Genomic DNA, 17,081 nt, shown 5'->3' on the forward strand with positions numbered 1-17,081 from the left:
GGTTATTGTGCTACCATCCGTTCTTGCCGGACAACTACAACAAGGGCTGACAGACTATATTAATACAACATTCCCGATGACCAACCCTGTTTTTCAAGGGTCACTGGAAAAAATGATTGCAACGAAAGACTCTGTATTTCATGAGCCTTATATTAGTGTTCGTCTTCCCTTTCGTATAGCGGATGAAATGCCAGATATGTTTCAAGCCATTCATCCGCAATACAAACCTTATGTCCACCAGCAGAAGGCCTTTGATCGGCTGACGGGTGACGATGGCCGTTCATCACTCATTGCAACAGGTACCGGCTCTGGTAAAACTGAATGTTTCCTTTATCCGATCCTTGAATATTGTTATCGTCATCGGGGCGAGAGTGGCATTAAAGCCTTAATTATTTACCCTATGAATGCCCTAGCTACGGACCAAGCAAAGCGAATTGCCGAACTGATCTACAACAGCCCTGAACTGCGAGGTAATGTGACGGCTGGAATGTACGTCGGCGGTCATGAAAAACAACCTAGCCGGACAATGAGCGAGGAGCAGATTATCACAGATCACGAAACGATGCTCTCCTCGCCACCGGATATATTGTTAACCAATTATAAAATGCTTGATTATCTGTTGGTTCGCCCTAAAGATGCAGCTCTCTGGCAGGAAAACAGTCCGGAAACCTTAAAGTTCATTGCTGTGGATGAACTACACACCTTTGATGGTGCACAGGGAACTGATCTGGCCTGTCTACTACGAAGACTTAAGGCAAGACTTTTCACGCCTTCCGGTTATTTGTGTTGTATTGGTACTTCTGCAACTATGGGTACAGAGGACAGCGCTGAAAATATTAGGGCTTATGCTGATACCGTATTTGGAGAGCCATTCGAAACGGATGCTGTCATTATGGAGGATAGGCTCTCTCCAAGTGAGTTTTTTGACGGTCTTGATACCTTGGATTTTACGATTCCGACAGAAGATATGATGAGTCAGTTGACTTCTTGTATCGATTCGGATGATCAAACAGCATATCTTACTATGGCAGCATGTAGTTGGTTTGACCACACCTATTCAGCGGAAGACATCATGTCTGATGCCACTCGTCTAGTAATTGGCAAGCGGCTAATGGCACACAGTTTTACTCGGAATCTGATTACGTACATGGGTGGCAACTATATGCAACCATCTCATATTTGTGAGGCACTAATAGCGAGTACACCACAGTTTGTTGAATTGAAAAGTAGATTGATGGCACTGGATGCCTTAGTTGCTCTCATTTCGCATGCGAGAATAGGCAGTGCAGGCAAGTTGCGCCCATTCTTGACGGTACAGACACAGATATGGATGCGTGAGCTGAGACGCTTGCTAGCAAAAGTATCGGGAAGTAACGTTACTTATGCATTAGCAACAGACCTAAACGATCAACAGGCCAAACATTATCTGCCTATAGTAAATTGCCGTGACTGTGGCGAAACTGGATGGACTTCACTCATAAATGAGCGCGGAAATTTGACAATTACGGATCTGAATACTTTTTACAACCTATACTTTAAACAAGACTCCAAAGTTACAATGCTATTCCCGCACAGCCATGACAATATTCCCTTACAAATGGATGTCGCTCGTATTTGTCCTGGTTGCATGCAACTTCATATCGGTCCTAATGCTAGTAAAAACTGCGCTTCATGTGGTACCAATACCATCCCAGTCGTTATCCCAAAGGATATGCGTACCAGTGGCTCGAAAGATAACCAACAATATGTTTGTCCGTACTGTGGAAGTAGGCGTGGATTAGCAATCATTGGTTTGCGTAGCGCCACGGCAATCAGTGCAAGTATCTCTCAGATGTTTGCCTCCAAATTCAACGATGATAAAAAGGCCTTAGCTTTCTCGGATAATGTGCAGGATGCTGCGCATCGGGCTGGGTTCTTTAACTCGCGTACATGGAAATTCGGCTTGCGAAGTGCTATCCAACGATATGCTCTTGCAGAAGGTAACGGATTGTCATTGGAGGAGTTTTCCTCTGGTTTCATTGATTATTGGCATCGTCAGATGTCAAATGAGGAATTTGTCAGCGTGTTCATTGCCCCCAATATGACTTGGATGCGGGCTTATGAGAAAATGAAAACAGAGAATAAGCTTGCTTCTGATAAAGACGCTACAAGACTTAAGTCAGCCATTGAGCGCCGATTAAGTTATGAGATCATGCTAGAATATGGGCTAACCAGCCGTATAGGTAGAACATTGGAGAAGTCTGGTTGCTCTACCATAGAATTCGATCCTAAGATGGTAGCGGAAGTTGCTTCTATCGTCAAAGAGCGAACTCGTAATGAATTGGGGACACTCTACCAGTCTGATGTTAATGTATTTGAGCGTATGGTTATCGGATTTTTATATATCATGCGAGTTAATGGTGCGTTTAACGATTCTATTTTTAGTGCATATGCGATTGAAAATGGAAAGGGATGGCATCTATCCAATGACAAAGAAAAGTGGCTGCCTGGATTACAATCTGGGCGTAATACCCCGCGATTTATTTATGAAACATTAAGCAATGAAAAACGTCTAAACAGCTTTGATTTGGTTTCAAATTCTAAATACGCCGACTGGATTCATTTTTGTATTGATGAATTTTTTATTAATGAGGAAGTATCTGATGAGATTGGTAAGCTCATATTAAGCGAATTAATTAAAAGCGGAATCGTCGTACCTATGCCTTCATCTGCGGGATATAAGGTCTGGGGTTTGGATAAAAGAAAGGTTACGATTTCAACCAATGTAACACAGTTTGCGTGTGAACTCTGCGGTAGTTTGGTGTCCATAGCCAAAGGGAATTCGCATTATTGGGTGAATGCCCCATGTTTACGCAATAAATGCGGAGGACACCTACAGCTAAATGGAGATGAATCTCTTGGATATTACGGCAAATTATACAGCAATGGGGATATGGTTCGAGTTGTAGCCAAGGAGCATACGGGGTTGCTCGAACGTGACGACCGCGAAGAACTAGAGCGAGTATTCAAACGAGGATCAGATGATAGAAAACCCTGGGATGCCAACCTGTTATCCTGCACACCCACATTGGAAATGGGTATCGACATTGGTGATCTTTCAACCGTTGTACTCTGTAATATTCCTCCTGCCCAAGCGCAGTTTTTGCAGAGAGCGGGACGTGCTGGGCGTAAGGATGGTAATGCACTTACGCTGGCTGTGGCGAACGCTCGACCTCATGATCTTTATTTCTACGCTGAGCCAATGGAAATGTTGTCGGGTATGGTAGAGCCGCCCAAAATATTTTTGCAAGCTTCGGCAGTGCTTGAAAGGCAATTTGTAGCGTACTGCATGGATTGCTGGATCAAGCGTGGAGTGCCAGAACAGGCAATTCCAAGGCATGTTGGAACTTGCCTCTCCAAACTTATCAGCCGCCCAAGCGATCTATTTCCTTTTAACTTCTTGACATTTGTGCAGAATAATTTATCCAATTTGCTACGTACGTTTATCCAGATGTTTTCTCGCTATCTGGATGAAGATTCTATTACAGATCTTCAGAAATTTGCTCAGGGCAACAGACTAGAAGAAAGTCCCATGCACATGAAAATATATGAGGCTTTTGAAAACCTGAAGAAACAAAGAGATACACTTAATAGCAGTATTCAGCAGCTTAAATCTTTAATTAAAGAACTAGAAGACAAACCCAAAGACAGTTCATATGATGACGAAATCAAAGAATTGAAGAACGAACGCATGGCTTTTTTAAATGTTGTGCGTAACCTTAACCGAAAAGATGTGTTTAATTTTCTTTCTGATGAGGGGCTGCTGCCTAATTATGCCTTTCCTGAAGCAGGGATTGTGCTCAAGGCCATATTGTATAGAAGAGACGATAGTAACACGGATGAACTTACGGAAGGCAAAAAACGAAAATATGAAAAAATGGTTTATGAATATAGCCGTTCTGCATCATCAGCGATGAGTGAGTTCGCCCCATCTAATAATTTCTATGTAGATGGTCGCAAGCTAACAATCAATCAAGTCGATCTAACTACCGCGCAATCCACAAAGTGGAGATTGTGTCCGAATTGTTCACACGCACAAATAGAGGAAACTGGCAGAGATGTGGCTGCATGTCCACAATGCGGTAGTCCCGCATGGGCTGACTCCGGTCAAGTGCGTACACTGTTGAAGGTGCAGATGGTGTACTCCAACATGGACTATACGAAAAGCTTAATTGGTGATGAGAGTGATGATAGAAATTCGACTTTCTATTGTAAGCAGATGCTAGTTGACGTTAACGAGGACCACGATATCGTCAAAGCATATAGTATGGACAATAGTGAGTTTACATTTGGCTATGAGTTTGTCAAAAAAGCAACTATGCGCGAAATAAACTTCGGAGAGAAGGATTTAGTCGGCGAAAAATTAACGGTAGCTGGGACAGAAGAGGTCAGGAAGGGCTTCAAAATTTGTAAATATTGTGGAAAACTTCAGAATGAAAAAGGCGAGCCGAAACACACACATACTTGCAAAGCTAAGAAACCGCAACTGGGGAATGCGGATCCTTATGAGGAGTGCCTTTTCCTTTATCGCGAATTTGAAACAGAGGCTCTTCGGATCCTTATTCCAGCTACGACAATGGATACAACTCAAGTTCGTCAAGAATCTTTCACGGCGGCATTCATGCTCGGCATGAAAAAATATTTTGGGAATGTTGATCATCTGAAAGCTTGCTTAAGTGAAGTGCCTGTTCTGAATGCTGAGTACCGCAAACAATACTTGGTCATCTATGATTCAGTTCCAGGTGGTACCGGTTATTTGAAGCAGTTAATGCAACGAGATAACGCGTTGGTAGAAATTTTGGAGAAGGCACTAACCGTTATGGAGAATTGCACTTGCAAACATGATCCTCAAAAGGACGGATGTTACCATTGCCTGTATGCCTATCGTCAGAGCCAGAACATTGGTCAAATTTCGAGAAAGACAGCTACTCATTTGTTGAAGCTCATATTAAGCGGAAAAAGTAATATTGAAGAGATTGCGAGACTGGGTAATGTTCCTGTAAATTCGCTATTTGAAAGCGAACTTGAACGTATGTTCATCGAAGCGCTTGGCCATATGAAGAACGATAAAAGAAAGCTTACTATAGCAAAGGAACTCGTCAATAATAAAGAAGGTTATGCATTAAAGATCGGAGAATGCCTATGGAATATCGAGCCTCAGGTGCTACTTGATCAAGAATATGGGATACCTGTTCCGTCAAGAGCAGATTTTGTCTTGTGGCCTGCTAGAACATCTCATGGGCAGAGACCGATAGCTGTATTTACTGACGGTTTCTTGTACCACAAGGATAAGGTAGATGATGATACTCTTAAGCGTGAAGCCATTCGCCGAAGCAACAGATTTCGTGTGTGGTCGTTGAGTTGGAAAGATGTGCAAAGCGCGTTCCGGGCTCAAGGTGATTATGCAACAGCAACACTTATCCCAGATAATATGCCATCTGGTGCAAGAGTATATAGACCAACTGTAGAGCATGGAAATGCACAGATCTTACATCCGGATCGAGTGAGCACATTTGAGCTCTTGATTCAGTACTTAGAAAATCTAGATGCTGAGAGACTATTTGATGTCCATGCACAGGCCTATGCGATGTCATTACTTGATACTAGAAATATTAACAACAGTGTCGCTTTTACGGATTGGAAATATCTCGTTGACCCTATCATTGAATTCCTTGATGTGCATACAAATTTTGAATTGTCCAACACCATATTCGGAAAATGGATACCGCGATCCTGTACTCACTTGACAATACTTGCAGGTGTTGCATCGTCCGATATGCAGACGAATAAATCAAAAGCTATCATATCTGTGTGTTCGCTACTAAACGATGATGTCGGAACGAGAAGTGAGAAATATGAAGCAGAATGGAACGGGTTTTGGCACTTCTTCAATGTTATGCAATTCTTACAAAGCTTTTATGCGGTATCTACAAAGGGACTGAATCTCTTAGTCTATAATGCAATACCTATGGCCATGATGAGAGAAACCGCGGCATCAATAGATCAGGAACAACTATATGATGTATCTTGGATAGAGGTTAAAGAGCAGATTTTTGATGATATCACGAAAGCATGTGTGACCAAGCTGATGAGGCTCGGCATTTCGGCACCTTCTATTGTTGGCTATGAGCTTCAAGATTCCTCAGCAGCCATTATTGCTGAGTGTGAGCTAGCATGGGAAGAAGAGAAGATTGCTTTGCTACTACCTACGCAGTTAAACCATAAGCATATATTTGAAGCGAACGGATGGAGGACATTTTTACTAGAAGAGGAATTTACTGCTTATATGTTTCAAGGAGGGCATGAAGAATGAATCACAATCTGGTTGCTATATCTTCTGATTTTTTTACAGCGTTTGCTTCTTTACCGCGTCAGATACAAGGTAAGGTTACGGAATTTATTAATAGGTTTCGTAATAATCCCCAATCTCCTGGAATTAATTATGAGAAAATTCATAATGCAGCCGATAAAAAAATATATTCAGTTCGTATTGATGATACTTACCGTGGAATAGTAGTTCAACAGGAAGAAAGCGGTGTGTATTTACTGCTTTGGGTTGACCATCACGATGAAGCCTATGACTGGGCCAAACGGAAGAAATGCGAAATCAACCCACGTACAGGAACTGTACAAGTGTTTGACATTCAACATGGTGAAGCCCCCGAACTTCCGGTTGCAGAACAAACGAGTCTCTTCTCACATCTTTCAGATCGGGAGTTACTTACTTTAGGAGTTCCACAAGATCAACTTATCCTAATTCAAAATCTAAAGACTATTAATCAATTCTACGAGTCTAAAGGTAGCATTCCCGAAGATGCATATGAGGGATTAGAATGGGTTGTGAACGGAATCCCTGTTGAAGAAGTAATGGATATGTATTCAGCTGATAACGATGTTCCAAAAGATAATGATTTTGCAGCTGCATTACATAACCCACGTACTCAAAAATCATTTGTTATTGTCGAAGGTGAAGATGAATTGCGCAGGATGATGGCAGAACCACTTGAAAAGTGGCGTATCTTTTTGCACCCCTATCAGCGTAAAATTGTGAATAAGAACTACTCCGGAGCTGTTCGGGTCTTAGGTGGAGCGGGTACCGGTAAGACTGTTGTGGCAATGCATCGGGCCAAATGGCTTGCAGGACAGTTAATCGGGAACGAAAAAGTATTATTTACAACTTTCACTGCAAACCTAGCAAGCGACATCAAAGATAATTTGCGTAAGGTATGCACGATCCAGGAGCAACGACACATAGAGGTGATACATCTTGATGCATGGATTGCGCAGTTCCTTCGTGAGCAAGGCTATTCTTATTCTATTGTTTATGATGATACATTAACTGAAGTGTGGGAAGAGGCGATTTCGTTATCTGGTGAGGATACCGAACTCTCTACCGGATTTTTCTCAGAGGAATGGTCAAAGGTTGTTAACGCACAAGAGGCCTTTTCATTGGAACTATATATCAAAGCTTCACGAGTGGGGCGGGGAACACGGTTGGATCGAAAACAACGCATTCAAATTTGGCATGTTTTCGAGGAGTACCAAAATTTGATGAAAGAAAAGCAACTTCGAGATGTAGAAACTGCTATGTATGAATGCAGGAAAATTCTAGAGAAAACTACTGAAAACATTCGGTATTCTTCTGTAATTGTTGATGAAGGACAGGACCTCAGTATGAATGCGTATCGCCTGTTAAGGGCATTGGCAGGAGTAGAGCATCCTAACGATCTGTTTATTGTCGGCGATGCACACCAACGTATTTATAAGAACAAAGCCATATTATCTAAGTGTGGAATTAATGTGCGTGGACGCAGCAGTTACCTGAAAGTTAACTATCGTACAACAGAAGAAATCCGAAAGTATGCATTTGGGTTGTTGAAAGGTATATTGATTGATGATCTAGATGAAGGATACGATGATGGTAGGGTTTGTCAGTCATTAACTCATGGCAATAGACCTCGAATAGAGGTTTTCCGAAGTGCCTCTGAAGAAATTGAGTTTATTTTTACCCAATTAAAACAACTTAAGGAGCAAGGCGTAGATCTTAAGAATATTTGTATAGTTGCTAGAACTCATCGCTTACTTAATGACTATATTGATCAACTCAAAAAAGAAGGTATTAAAACCTACGAGATCAAGAGGAATAGAATTGAAGACAGAACTATTGATGGTGTTCGTGTAGCAACCATGCATCGAGTCAAAGGTCTCGGATTTCAACACGTGTTTGTCGTTGCCGTCAATAAACGCATAATACCATTGGCATCGGCAATAAATTATGATGATCCCTTAATAACCGCCGAGGCTCTAGCTTCCGAAAAATGTTTACTCTACGTTGCTCTTACTCGGGCACAGAAATCAGCATATATTACTAGCTACGGTTCTCCATCTGAATTATTAGTGTGATTAATTTATTAAAGAGCTCAATTGGTAGGGCTCTTAAAATGGTTCGAAATTGCTCGAGCTAGTCTTAGATTCCCTGACGTTATGTTGTCAGGGAATTTTTTTTGATTGAATATTTGGATTATAAGGATATTATTGTATTTTTATGAAGGCATAGGATACTAGAACTATTTCAGAGTGCATCGTGTAGAGAACATATAATTCCTGATAAAGAAGTTTCAATCTATTTGTTATACACTGAGATAGATAGTAGCCAAGAGGAGATGTTTTCATTGCAAACAGTGGAACTTACTGAGGAAATTCTTAAGTCTAAAGGCTGGGCCTAACAGTTTGATTTATCTGTATTAGTCAATCGACATGAAGACTCGATTAAATGAGCTCATCCGAAATGTGTATGTATCGGTAGTTCAAACATTATCCAAGCAAAAACCCGAAAAACTGTATATGGATTTGTCAAAAAAAATATTAGGTAATAACAATCGGTTTATTGATGGTATTGCATTAATTGTAGCGCCTTTCCTGCCCCTTTAGTACTTTAGGACTAAGACATGTCCTGCGGAGTCTGCCGCAAAAGCACCTAAGCATTGGAACCGAAAGGGATAAACGCATACGTTATTTTTGGACTGTCCAACAGTCTATTTTTTAGTGTATGTTTAGGGGGCTTTCTATGCGGCTCATTCAAAAAGTGAGCAGACTTCAATTCATGATCTGAATAAAGGGATATATTCCCACATTGTCGAATAACCATACATATTGTAAATCCAGATAATATGAGGTTCTACTATGTTGAAAACTTTACTTTCTCTCTTCAAAAAATCCGAAATTAAGCCGCCACAGGCTGTGACTAAGCCAAAAACTTTGAAGTCGAAACCGAAGGTTGCTTCCACACGAATTGGAGAGTTAGGTGAGCATAAAATCAATATTCAACTCGACCAGTTACCTAAGGAGTGTAAATCGTTAAGCGATCTAATGCTCCCTAATCCCAAGTCTCGAACAGGTTACACCCAGATTGATCATATCGTTATTTCCCCGTATTGCATATTTTTTCATTGAGACGAAAAACTACAATGGAGAAATTAAAGGTGGGCGAACGGATCAACAATGGTCAGTGAGCAACCGTTACAAGATGTATAATCCGCTGAAGCAAAACTATGGACATATTAAGGCTGTTGAGAGCCTTATTAAGAGTATTCCTAAAGTGAAATTTGTATCGATTATTTCATTTACAATGAGATGTCGCTTTAGCATAGATCCAGAGCTTCGCCAAATTCAGTCTAACGAGCTTGTCATTTATGATATAGAGTTAAGTGAATTTATCTCCAGAAAACTGCTCCGTTTAAAGTCGGAAAGCTCAGAACAATTATTATCTCAAGCGCAGGTTCAATCTATTTATGACCAACTGATCCAAGCTAATATTACAGATTCAGAGATTCACAAACTTCATATAGAAAAAAATACGACTACTAGAAATCGTTAACTAGTCTTGGAGGTCAACATGCCATTACCAGAATCAGTCACGCAGATTTTCAAGCGTAAGCAAAAATCATACAAAATGGTCCTCATCCTATCCTTAATTGAAGAGCTGAGAGCAACCAATTTGGAACGCGTTTCGTTCGATCACGTTAAGGATCGGTTTCTTGAATACTTTATATCTGAACAGGAAAGAGGAAATCGGGTGGACCAGCCACCAGGACGGGAGCTATGGAAGGATGCACCTAAAAGCCAGCTTAAAGATATTATTAACAGTCCAGTTAATGCGCTCTCGCATATTTTGTTTGTGAACTCGGAAGATAACACCATAGGATTTCATAGCCAAATTCAAAGACAGCTAGGGGATGAGGAACTATCGCAATTAGAGAGCCTAGCTAATGACGAACTCCAGTCTTATAACGCCGCTTTGCAGCATTTCTCTTTGCAAGGTTATCTGGAGAAGATCATGACGGAGTACACTTCTGCCAAAAAAGAAACCTTTGCAAGTCATGCACTAGGTGCGTTATTTCGTCAGACACTTCCTTCTGAGCTCAAAGCGTTACCATTCTTAGATGATCAATATAAAATTCAAGGTTCTGTTGGACAAGGGAATTGGGCAACGGTTCCTTGGCTTGCAATACTGGATAAGCGGATCACGGAAACGACTCAACGAGGGGAGTATGTTGTGTATCTGTTTGCTGAGGATATGAGTGCTGTCTATCTTACTTTTAACCAAGGAGTGACGGCGCCTATTCAAGAGAAGGGGCGTAGAGATGGCTATGCCTATCTGCGAACTCGAACACAAGAAATACAAGGGCTCCTTTCACTGAACCATATGAATAAGGATGATAATATTCACCTGGTAGACAGCGGTCTAGGTCAAGATTATCAGGTGTCTACTGTCGCTTACATCAAGTATGAAAGAGGAGCCGTTCCGAATGACGAGCAACTAATTCAAGATCTCGAGAATGTGATGGAAGATTACCGTCTATATGTGGACACTGTGACTTCTACAGGTAATGTAGCTGATAATGAGGAAGTGGAAGTAGTGACACAAGAAGCTGATCTGCTGAAGGACGAACAAGTAACAGGTATCCTCCACCAAATCCAATCCCACATCCGCCGCAAAGGCTTCTTCTTCCCTGAGCACCTTATTGAAAACTTTTACCTCTCGCTTAAGACTAAGCCTTTTGTCATTCTGGCAGGTATATCGGGAACAGGAAAGACTCGGTTGGTGAAGCTGTTTGCAGAAGCTCTTGGTGCAACGGGGATTAACGGTCAGTTTACCTTGATCCCAGTGCGGCCGGATTGGAGTGATCCTGCGGATCTGCTGGGGTACAAGGATCTTTCGGGCAGGTTCAAACCGGGTCCGCTCACGGAAGTATTAGTAGAGGCGCGGAAGCCGGAGAATGGGCATAAGCCATATTTTATCTGCATGGATGAGATGAATCTAGCGCGGGTAGAGCATTATTTCAGTGACCTGCTAAGTGTGCTGGAAACACAGGACTGGCAGGAGGGAAAGATCCAGACACAGGATCTCATATCTTCTACCATGCTGGATACGTCTGAGGATCAAGTGAAGTTTGGCAGCCTGGGTATCCCGGAGAATGTGTTCTTAATCGGGACTGTGAACATGGACGAAACGACACATCCTTTTAGCAAAAAGGTACTAGACCGAGCCAACACACTAGAATTCAATTACATAAATCTGCAACAGTATCCGGATTTGGGTGAGCAGGTAGAGAACAATGAGAGTTCTGACGCCAGCAAACTAAATCATTTATTTCTTCGTTCTGATTATTTGCAGCTAGTGGATGCCTATGATACCAACAAAGAGCTTGTTGTACGGACGACAGAGAGAGTGGTTAAGATCAATGCTTTGCTTGAGGATATCCACGCTCATGTAGGTTTTCGGGTACGGGATGCGATTTGCTTCTATATGATCTATAACGAACGGTACAAGCTGATGAGTGAGGAAGAAGCTTTTGACTGGCAACTGCTGCAAAAGATACTGCCGCGTATTCAAGGGAGCCATTCTTCGGTTCGCCGGGTATTGTTGAACTTGATGAAAGGGGCTCTTGGTACCGGATCTGGTGTTACAGTAGACTTCCAAGCTTTTATGGATGATGCTTCTCCACTCTACCTGAAATGGGCTGCTGGCCAAACTCCACCTACGGCCAAACATCCACAAAGTGCTCGAAAATTGGCTTTTATGCTTAGGAGGTTAGAGGAAGATGGATTTACCTCTTACTGGCTCTCTTAATCAGACGGTAGAATTGCTCCGTGTAGAAACGGAGCTTTTTACGCTTTTTCTTCAAGGACGGCCTTATCATCCTACTGTGGAGACATTGCAGCTTCATCGTTCTTCAGGTCAGGAATGGGTGAGTGCGCAGCTAGGGATTTTTTGCTCCGAACGGCTTGGTAATGTTCAGATTAAAGTCTTTTCCCCTGATGCCCATGGGATGGTGGACTGGCAGCAGAGGGAGTCTGTTTTTCCTTGTTTTTATGAGACACAGTCGTATGAGCTGGTGATTCAGAAGAAGACCGCGGCTAACCTATCTTTTTATCATGAAAATGTGCTACTTCGGCAGGCAATTAAGCCTCTAGGTGAGACTATTCTTGCGGGTGTTCTGAACTTTGGGAATGAGGTAGGTTTGACGGAGTGGGAGATTCGTAGTTCAGGACAGGCTTTGCTGCGGGTAGAGATGGAGATCTTTCCCTCTAAAATGGATTACAAGCTGGATTACCAGAATATTTTAAATGAAGTGAATGAGCAGATTTATAATTTGGCCTTTGATTTTTTGCGTAAAACCTACCAATTAACAGGCCTGCGGGAAATGCAGCATCAGAGCTTGACGGAGTTTTTCACTATACTTCAGCATGTATTTAGACAGCTTCTGGATGCCGTTGAGCGGATTAACAAGAATCCTAATTATGCTCTGCTCCAGGATCGCCGACTAGTAGATGCTAATCGGGTCAAAAAGGCAGGAAGAGAGAACATCCGCGAGCTCGCGAAGCATCCCGAACGATTAAGAGAAGACATGAACCATGGATTCTTGACCATCGGTAGCCGAAATTATACAGCCACACATTTAATAGAGACGCGTAGACGTCTCGCCTATGATACGATCGAGAATCGGTTCATCCGCTGGATGATGGAACGTATTCATGGGAAGCTGAAAGAGCTCAAGGGGCGCTGGAAGAAAAGAAACCGAACCCCAGATCCATTACTTATAAAAAGGTTAGACACCATGCTCACTCAGCTAGAGCGGGTGCTTAAGATGGATTTCTTGCGTGAGGCTGGCGTGCTGAAGCAGATGTCCGTTACGCTGGTGCTGCAGATGGCCCCCGGATACCGTGAAGTCTATCGCTGTTATCTAATGCTGCTTAAAGGCTTATCGATCCAAGGCGACCTGCTTCGCTTATCCATGAAGGATGTCGCTCAGCTCTATGAGTATTGGTGTTTCTTGAAGCTGAACCAGCTCCTGGGGCAGAAGTATAAACTGGTGAAGCAAGATATTATTAAGGTGAATCGCAACGGCATTTTTGTTACGCTTGACCGCTCGCAGAGCGCTAATATGGTGTACGAGAATCCAGTTAACGGAGAGCAGTTCATCCTGTATTATAATACAATTCCTAGCTCGGATAGGACCCCGACGCTCAATCAGCGTCCGGATAATGTACTGACACTCAAGAAGAAGGATGCTGGCAAAATCAAAGAGTATAAGTATGTCTTCGATGCAAAGTACCGGTTAAATCCTGCTTATGAGGTGACTTCCTATCATCAGAAATATGGACAACCTGGACCTGAAGAGGATGACATCAACACGATGCACCGTTACCGGGACGCCATAGTATATCAGGAGAAAGACTCGGGGGAATACGAACGAAGCATGTTCGGTGCCTATGTGTTATTTCCCTATCCGGATGAGGAGCGGTATAAGACACACCAGTTCTACAAAAGCATCGAGCTATTGAATATTGGCGCTTTGCCGTTCCTACCGAATTCTACAAGCCTGGTAGAGCAATTCTTGGATGAGATTATTCAGGATAGTCCGGAAAAAGCATACGAGCGTTCCACCCGTCCACGTGGGACGAAAGAATACTATGCCAACCAACTCGCAGGTAAAAATGTTCTTGTCGGCTCTGTTCGTGGCCCCAAACAAGTGGAGGTGGCCAGGCAGCATTCTTTTTACCATGTACCTGTGGAGAACCTTGCAAGCCAGAAGATAATAACCCAAATCGAATATGTAGCGATGTGCCAATCGAGAAGAAAATTCTTCGATCCTGCAAAGACAGGGATTCATTGGGTGGGTAAAGTGGTAGATTGGGAAGTGGTGAAACGGAAGGAAATAAAGGAGATTGTCCCTGAGCCTCATAAGGAAGAGAAAGATTATGTTAGATTTACAGTCGAGGAATGGATACCTTTAAAGCCTCACATTGCTTTAGGGGGACAGGGAATAAATACGGTCCTTTACACAAGCAAATATGTCCTAGACCGAGCGCTGGAAATCGCGGAGCTTCGCTTAGAAACGGAGGGAGATCTTCGTGAATGGCGTGAGAAACGCCGAAAGGGCAGAGTGAAGGTGAAGGTCGATCATGAGCAGTTTGTGGATTTAGGAAAGGTTGTGGAAGTTCGGAATATTTAAAGTTAGTGAAAATGAAGTAAGGTTATTGTCCTGCCATTTGCATCCCGCTGGATAATGGCAGGATTTTTAAATTGGGCAAATACAAAACATCCTGTTAATAGACGGTACTTGGAATGAACATGTTATGATAACAGTTATATAGAAAGAGATCACATGGAAAAGCTTATAGATGCACTGGATGTACAAGTGTTTTGTATAGATTCTAAAAGTCTTGAAGTACATAATTTGAAATTATTGAATTGTAGTGCTGAGCTTCTCCCCTTCTCTCCCACACATATATCCACCCCGCAACTCAAGTATCGCTGCTTTCGCAGATTGTGATCTTTCACCCGTTTCCCCCAACATCCCACAATTATCAAAACATTTGTTAATGGTTTGGGCTTTTCTACGTATTAACTTATGTAAGTTTCTTCACAACAAATTGCGCAATTTGTTTAGCTTTTCGATGAAGGTGAGGTGGAAGGAGGGTGGAGATGGAAGTTATCCAAGGTACTGCGGACCGTTACAAGAATATCGAAAGATCACGTGATGCCATGATGTCAAAAGAGGAATTTACCCGGATGTACGATACGTACTACAAACGTGTTTACAAATATATTAGTTATCGTATTAATAACCACCACGTGTCGGAGGACATTTGCAGTCAGGTGTTTGAGACGGTGATGTGTAAGTATTACAGCTTTTCAGAAGAAAAATCGAATTTTGAGGTTTGGTTGTTTGCCATTGTAAGGAACGCTGTGACGGATTACTTCCGGGGGCAGAAGAAAAGAAGCTACACCTCACTAGATTCTTTGCTGGAGCTCATATTTCCCAAGCCGTCTCCGGAGGAACTGGCGATTCGTGAGGATAATAATCAAGCACTGTTTAAGGCGCTCTCCAAGCTGCGTGAGAAGGAACGTAATATCATTGCAATGAAATATGGGGCTGGGCTGAAAAATTCCGAAGTCGCACAGATCATGGGCATCAGTGAGTCCAATATTGGTGTCGTATTGCATAGAAGTCTGAAGAAACTGCATATTTCCTTAAAAGCAGGAGGATTCAACCATGAATAAGAAAAATGATGATCTCACAAAATTCAGCAAAACCATAGAGCTGCTTGAGAATGTCGAACAGGATAACACTGCCGCCAAGGAAAGAATTTATAACCGTTTAGTATACAAGCTGGACCATGGAGCTCTTGAACCCAAATCAGAGAAAAAGGACGGGATAACGATGAAAAAAAGCAGCTGGAGAAATGCAATAGTGATTGGTAGTGCAGTAATTTGTCTAGGTGGAGCATTCTCTGCAACCTCCTATGCACAGGATATGTTCCAATCGATCATGGCAAAGTTTGAAGTAGGAAATCTCGAAATCACGCAATACGATAAGGAAATCCCTTCGGGTGAACAGTCAATGACTCCATCTGAAGAGGGGAAAGGCGGGGAGAATGCTGCCATTGAATTGCCGGTTGCGGCTAAGTTGAGCCTGGATGAAGCACGTGCGGAGCTTGGAATGAACTTCCCGGCACCAACCTGGATGGCAGACTATGCGTTTGTGAATGTTGTTCTTCAGGGGACCAGCATGGTTGAAGTGCAGTATAACTCCGGAGATAAAGCTGTCAATTTTCTAATCTCCAAGGGTGGAGACAACGGGATCAGCACTACGGAAGAAGTGAAAACAGAAGTAATCAACGGAACTAAGGTTTATTTTGCAAATGGAATTGTGATTTGGGAAAAAGATGGCTTTACCGTTGAACTTTACGCTCAAGAAGACTTTGACCAAACCACTCTTGGGAAGATCATCGACAGTTTTAGCATCGGTGCTCCTGTACAGTCCTTAGGGACTGAAGAAGTGAAAGAGAACTTGCAGAAGAATGAAGGGGTAGTTGCAGCTCCAGCTTCGGTTCCAGTTGTAGATTCAAAATAAGATGGTCTACTTACGGTAGAGATGCCCATAGATACACATAAAGAAGACGCGAGGGGATTTCCCTGAGCGTCTTCTTTATATCGTTTTCGTTTTCAGCTTTTCTAAAAGAACCTTCCACCAGTGAATAGATTGCTCTAGTTGAGAAGCGTAGTAGCTTTCCATGAAATCCACGACTTCACGAGAGGAGCTTTTCACATCTATTTGATGGTAAATTTGATTTAATTGATCTTTTTTTATGAGTGACTGTTCAATTTTCTTCTCGATAATCGGGATCACTTTATCAGTCTCTACAAAACGAAGATTCACAAGAGCGACAATCATATCTGAAATAGATTCTGCATTTTCTATTACCTGATAAATTTTGAGCGGGAGTTCTTTACGCCCTTTATCAGTAATGGAAAACACCTGCTTGTCTGGGCGATGTTCTTCTTTGATAATCTCTACCTGTTCAACTAAGCCCTGTTTCGAAAGAGATTCAAAGTGATAATATAGCTTGCTTTCAGATAGATTGAGCAATTTATCAAAAGGAATAGGGGTGGATAGTTCTTTTTTTAATTTATAAGGATAATTATTTTCATCCATTAACTTACTTAAGATATAAATTTGAATTGACATCAC

At 42.2% G+C, this 17,081-nt stretch carries 9 protein-coding genes; 8 read left to right on the forward strand and 1 reads right to left on the reverse strand.

The features are described from left to right. The first annotated feature begins 7 nt into the window (after positions 1-7). From ACN6MV_RS03830 to ACN6MV_RS03865, 8 genes are all read left to right on the forward strand, one after another. The gene (locus tag ACN6MV_RS03830) at positions 8-6,352 is read left to right on the forward strand and encodes a DEAD/DEAH box helicase (RefSeq protein ID WP_419885747.1); all 6,345 of its coding nucleotides are present in this window, start codon (positions 8-10) and stop codon (positions 6,350-6,352) included. Continuing rightward, on the forward strand, positions 6,349-8,442 hold the full coding sequence (locus ACN6MV_RS03835; RefSeq protein WP_419885748.1) for a UvrD-helicase domain-containing protein: 2,094 nt from the start codon (positions 6,349-6,351) through the stop codon (positions 8,440-8,442). Before ACN6MV_RS03830 ends, ACN6MV_RS03835 begins: the two co-directional genes overlap by 4 nt. 780 nt (positions 8,443-9,222) lie before the next feature. Then, entirely contained in the window at positions 9,223-9,492 is a 270-nt protein-coding gene (locus tag ACN6MV_RS03840) for a nuclease-related domain-containing protein (RefSeq protein WP_419885749.1), read from the forward strand. After that, positions 9,449-9,916 (forward strand): nuclease-related domain-containing protein, encoded by a 468-nt coding sequence (locus ACN6MV_RS03845; protein WP_419885750.1) that lies wholly within the window; start codon positions 9,449-9,451, stop codon positions 9,914-9,916. Before ACN6MV_RS03840 ends, ACN6MV_RS03845 begins: the two co-directional genes overlap by 44 nt. A gap of 18 nt (positions 9,917-9,934) precedes the next feature. Beyond that, complete coding sequence (locus ACN6MV_RS03850; protein WP_419885751.1) at positions 9,935-12,172, forward strand: MrcB family domain-containing protein; 2,238 nt, start codon at positions 9,935-9,937, stop codon at positions 12,170-12,172. Continuing rightward, positions 12,144-14,558, forward strand: coding sequence for a DUF2357 domain-containing protein (locus ACN6MV_RS03855; protein WP_419885752.1), 2,415 nt, complete (start codon positions 12,144-12,146; stop codon positions 14,556-14,558). Before ACN6MV_RS03850 ends, ACN6MV_RS03855 begins: the two co-directional genes overlap by 29 nt. A 473-nt stretch (positions 14,559-15,031) precedes the next feature. Beyond that, positions 15,032-15,610, forward strand: coding sequence for a sigma-70 family RNA polymerase sigma factor (locus ACN6MV_RS03860; protein ID WP_419885753.1), 579 nt, complete (start codon positions 15,032-15,034; stop codon positions 15,608-15,610). Then, positions 15,603-16,463: a hypothetical protein gene (locus ACN6MV_RS03865; protein WP_419885754.1), complete on the forward strand. Its 861-nt coding sequence runs from the start codon at positions 15,603-15,605 to the stop codon at positions 16,461-16,463. The genes ACN6MV_RS03860 and ACN6MV_RS03865 overlap by 8 nt, the downstream gene beginning before the upstream one ends. Positions 16,464-16,538: 75 nt before the next feature. Here ACN6MV_RS03865 and ACN6MV_RS03870 read toward each other — a convergent pair whose 3' ends face one another. Further along, entirely contained in the window at positions 16,539-17,078 is a 540-nt protein-coding gene (locus ACN6MV_RS03870; protein WP_419885755.1) for a PadR family transcriptional regulator, read from the reverse strand. Positions 17,079-17,081: the final 3 nt, after the last annotated feature.

The sequence above is a fragment of the Paenibacillus sp. B-A-8 genome (genome assembly GCF_048572915.1).
In the GTDB taxonomy this organism is placed as follows: Bacteria; Bacillota; Bacilli; order Paenibacillales; family Paenibacillaceae; genus Paenibacillus_AQ.

Bases quoted from the DNA above. Each gene is read 5' to 3' on its own strand.
- ACN6MV_RS03835 (WP_419885748.1), top strand. From the start codon at position 6,349: ATGAATCACAATCTGGTTGCTATATCTTCTGATTTTTTTACAGCGTTT.
- ACN6MV_RS03840 (WP_419885749.1), top strand. From the start codon at position 9,223: ATGTTGAAAACTTTACTTTCTCTCTTCAAAAAATCCGAAATTAAGCCG.
- ACN6MV_RS03850 (WP_419885751.1), top strand. From the start codon at position 9,935: ATGCCATTACCAGAATCAGTCACGCAGATTTTCAAGCGTAAGCAAAAA.
- ACN6MV_RS03855 (WP_419885752.1), top strand. From the start codon at position 12,144: ATGGATTTACCTCTTACTGGCTCTCTTAATCAGACGGTAGAATTGCTC.
- ACN6MV_RS03860 (WP_419885753.1), top strand. From the start codon at position 15,032: ATGGAAGTTATCCAAGGTACTGCGGACCGTTACAAGAATATCGAAAGA.
- ACN6MV_RS03865 (WP_419885754.1), top strand. From the start codon at position 15,603: ATGAATAAGAAAAATGATGATCTCACAAAATTCAGCAAAACCATAGAG.
- ACN6MV_RS03870 (WP_419885755.1), bottom strand. From the start codon at position 17,078: ATGTCAATTCAAATTTATATCTTAAGTAAGTTAATGGATGAAAATAAT.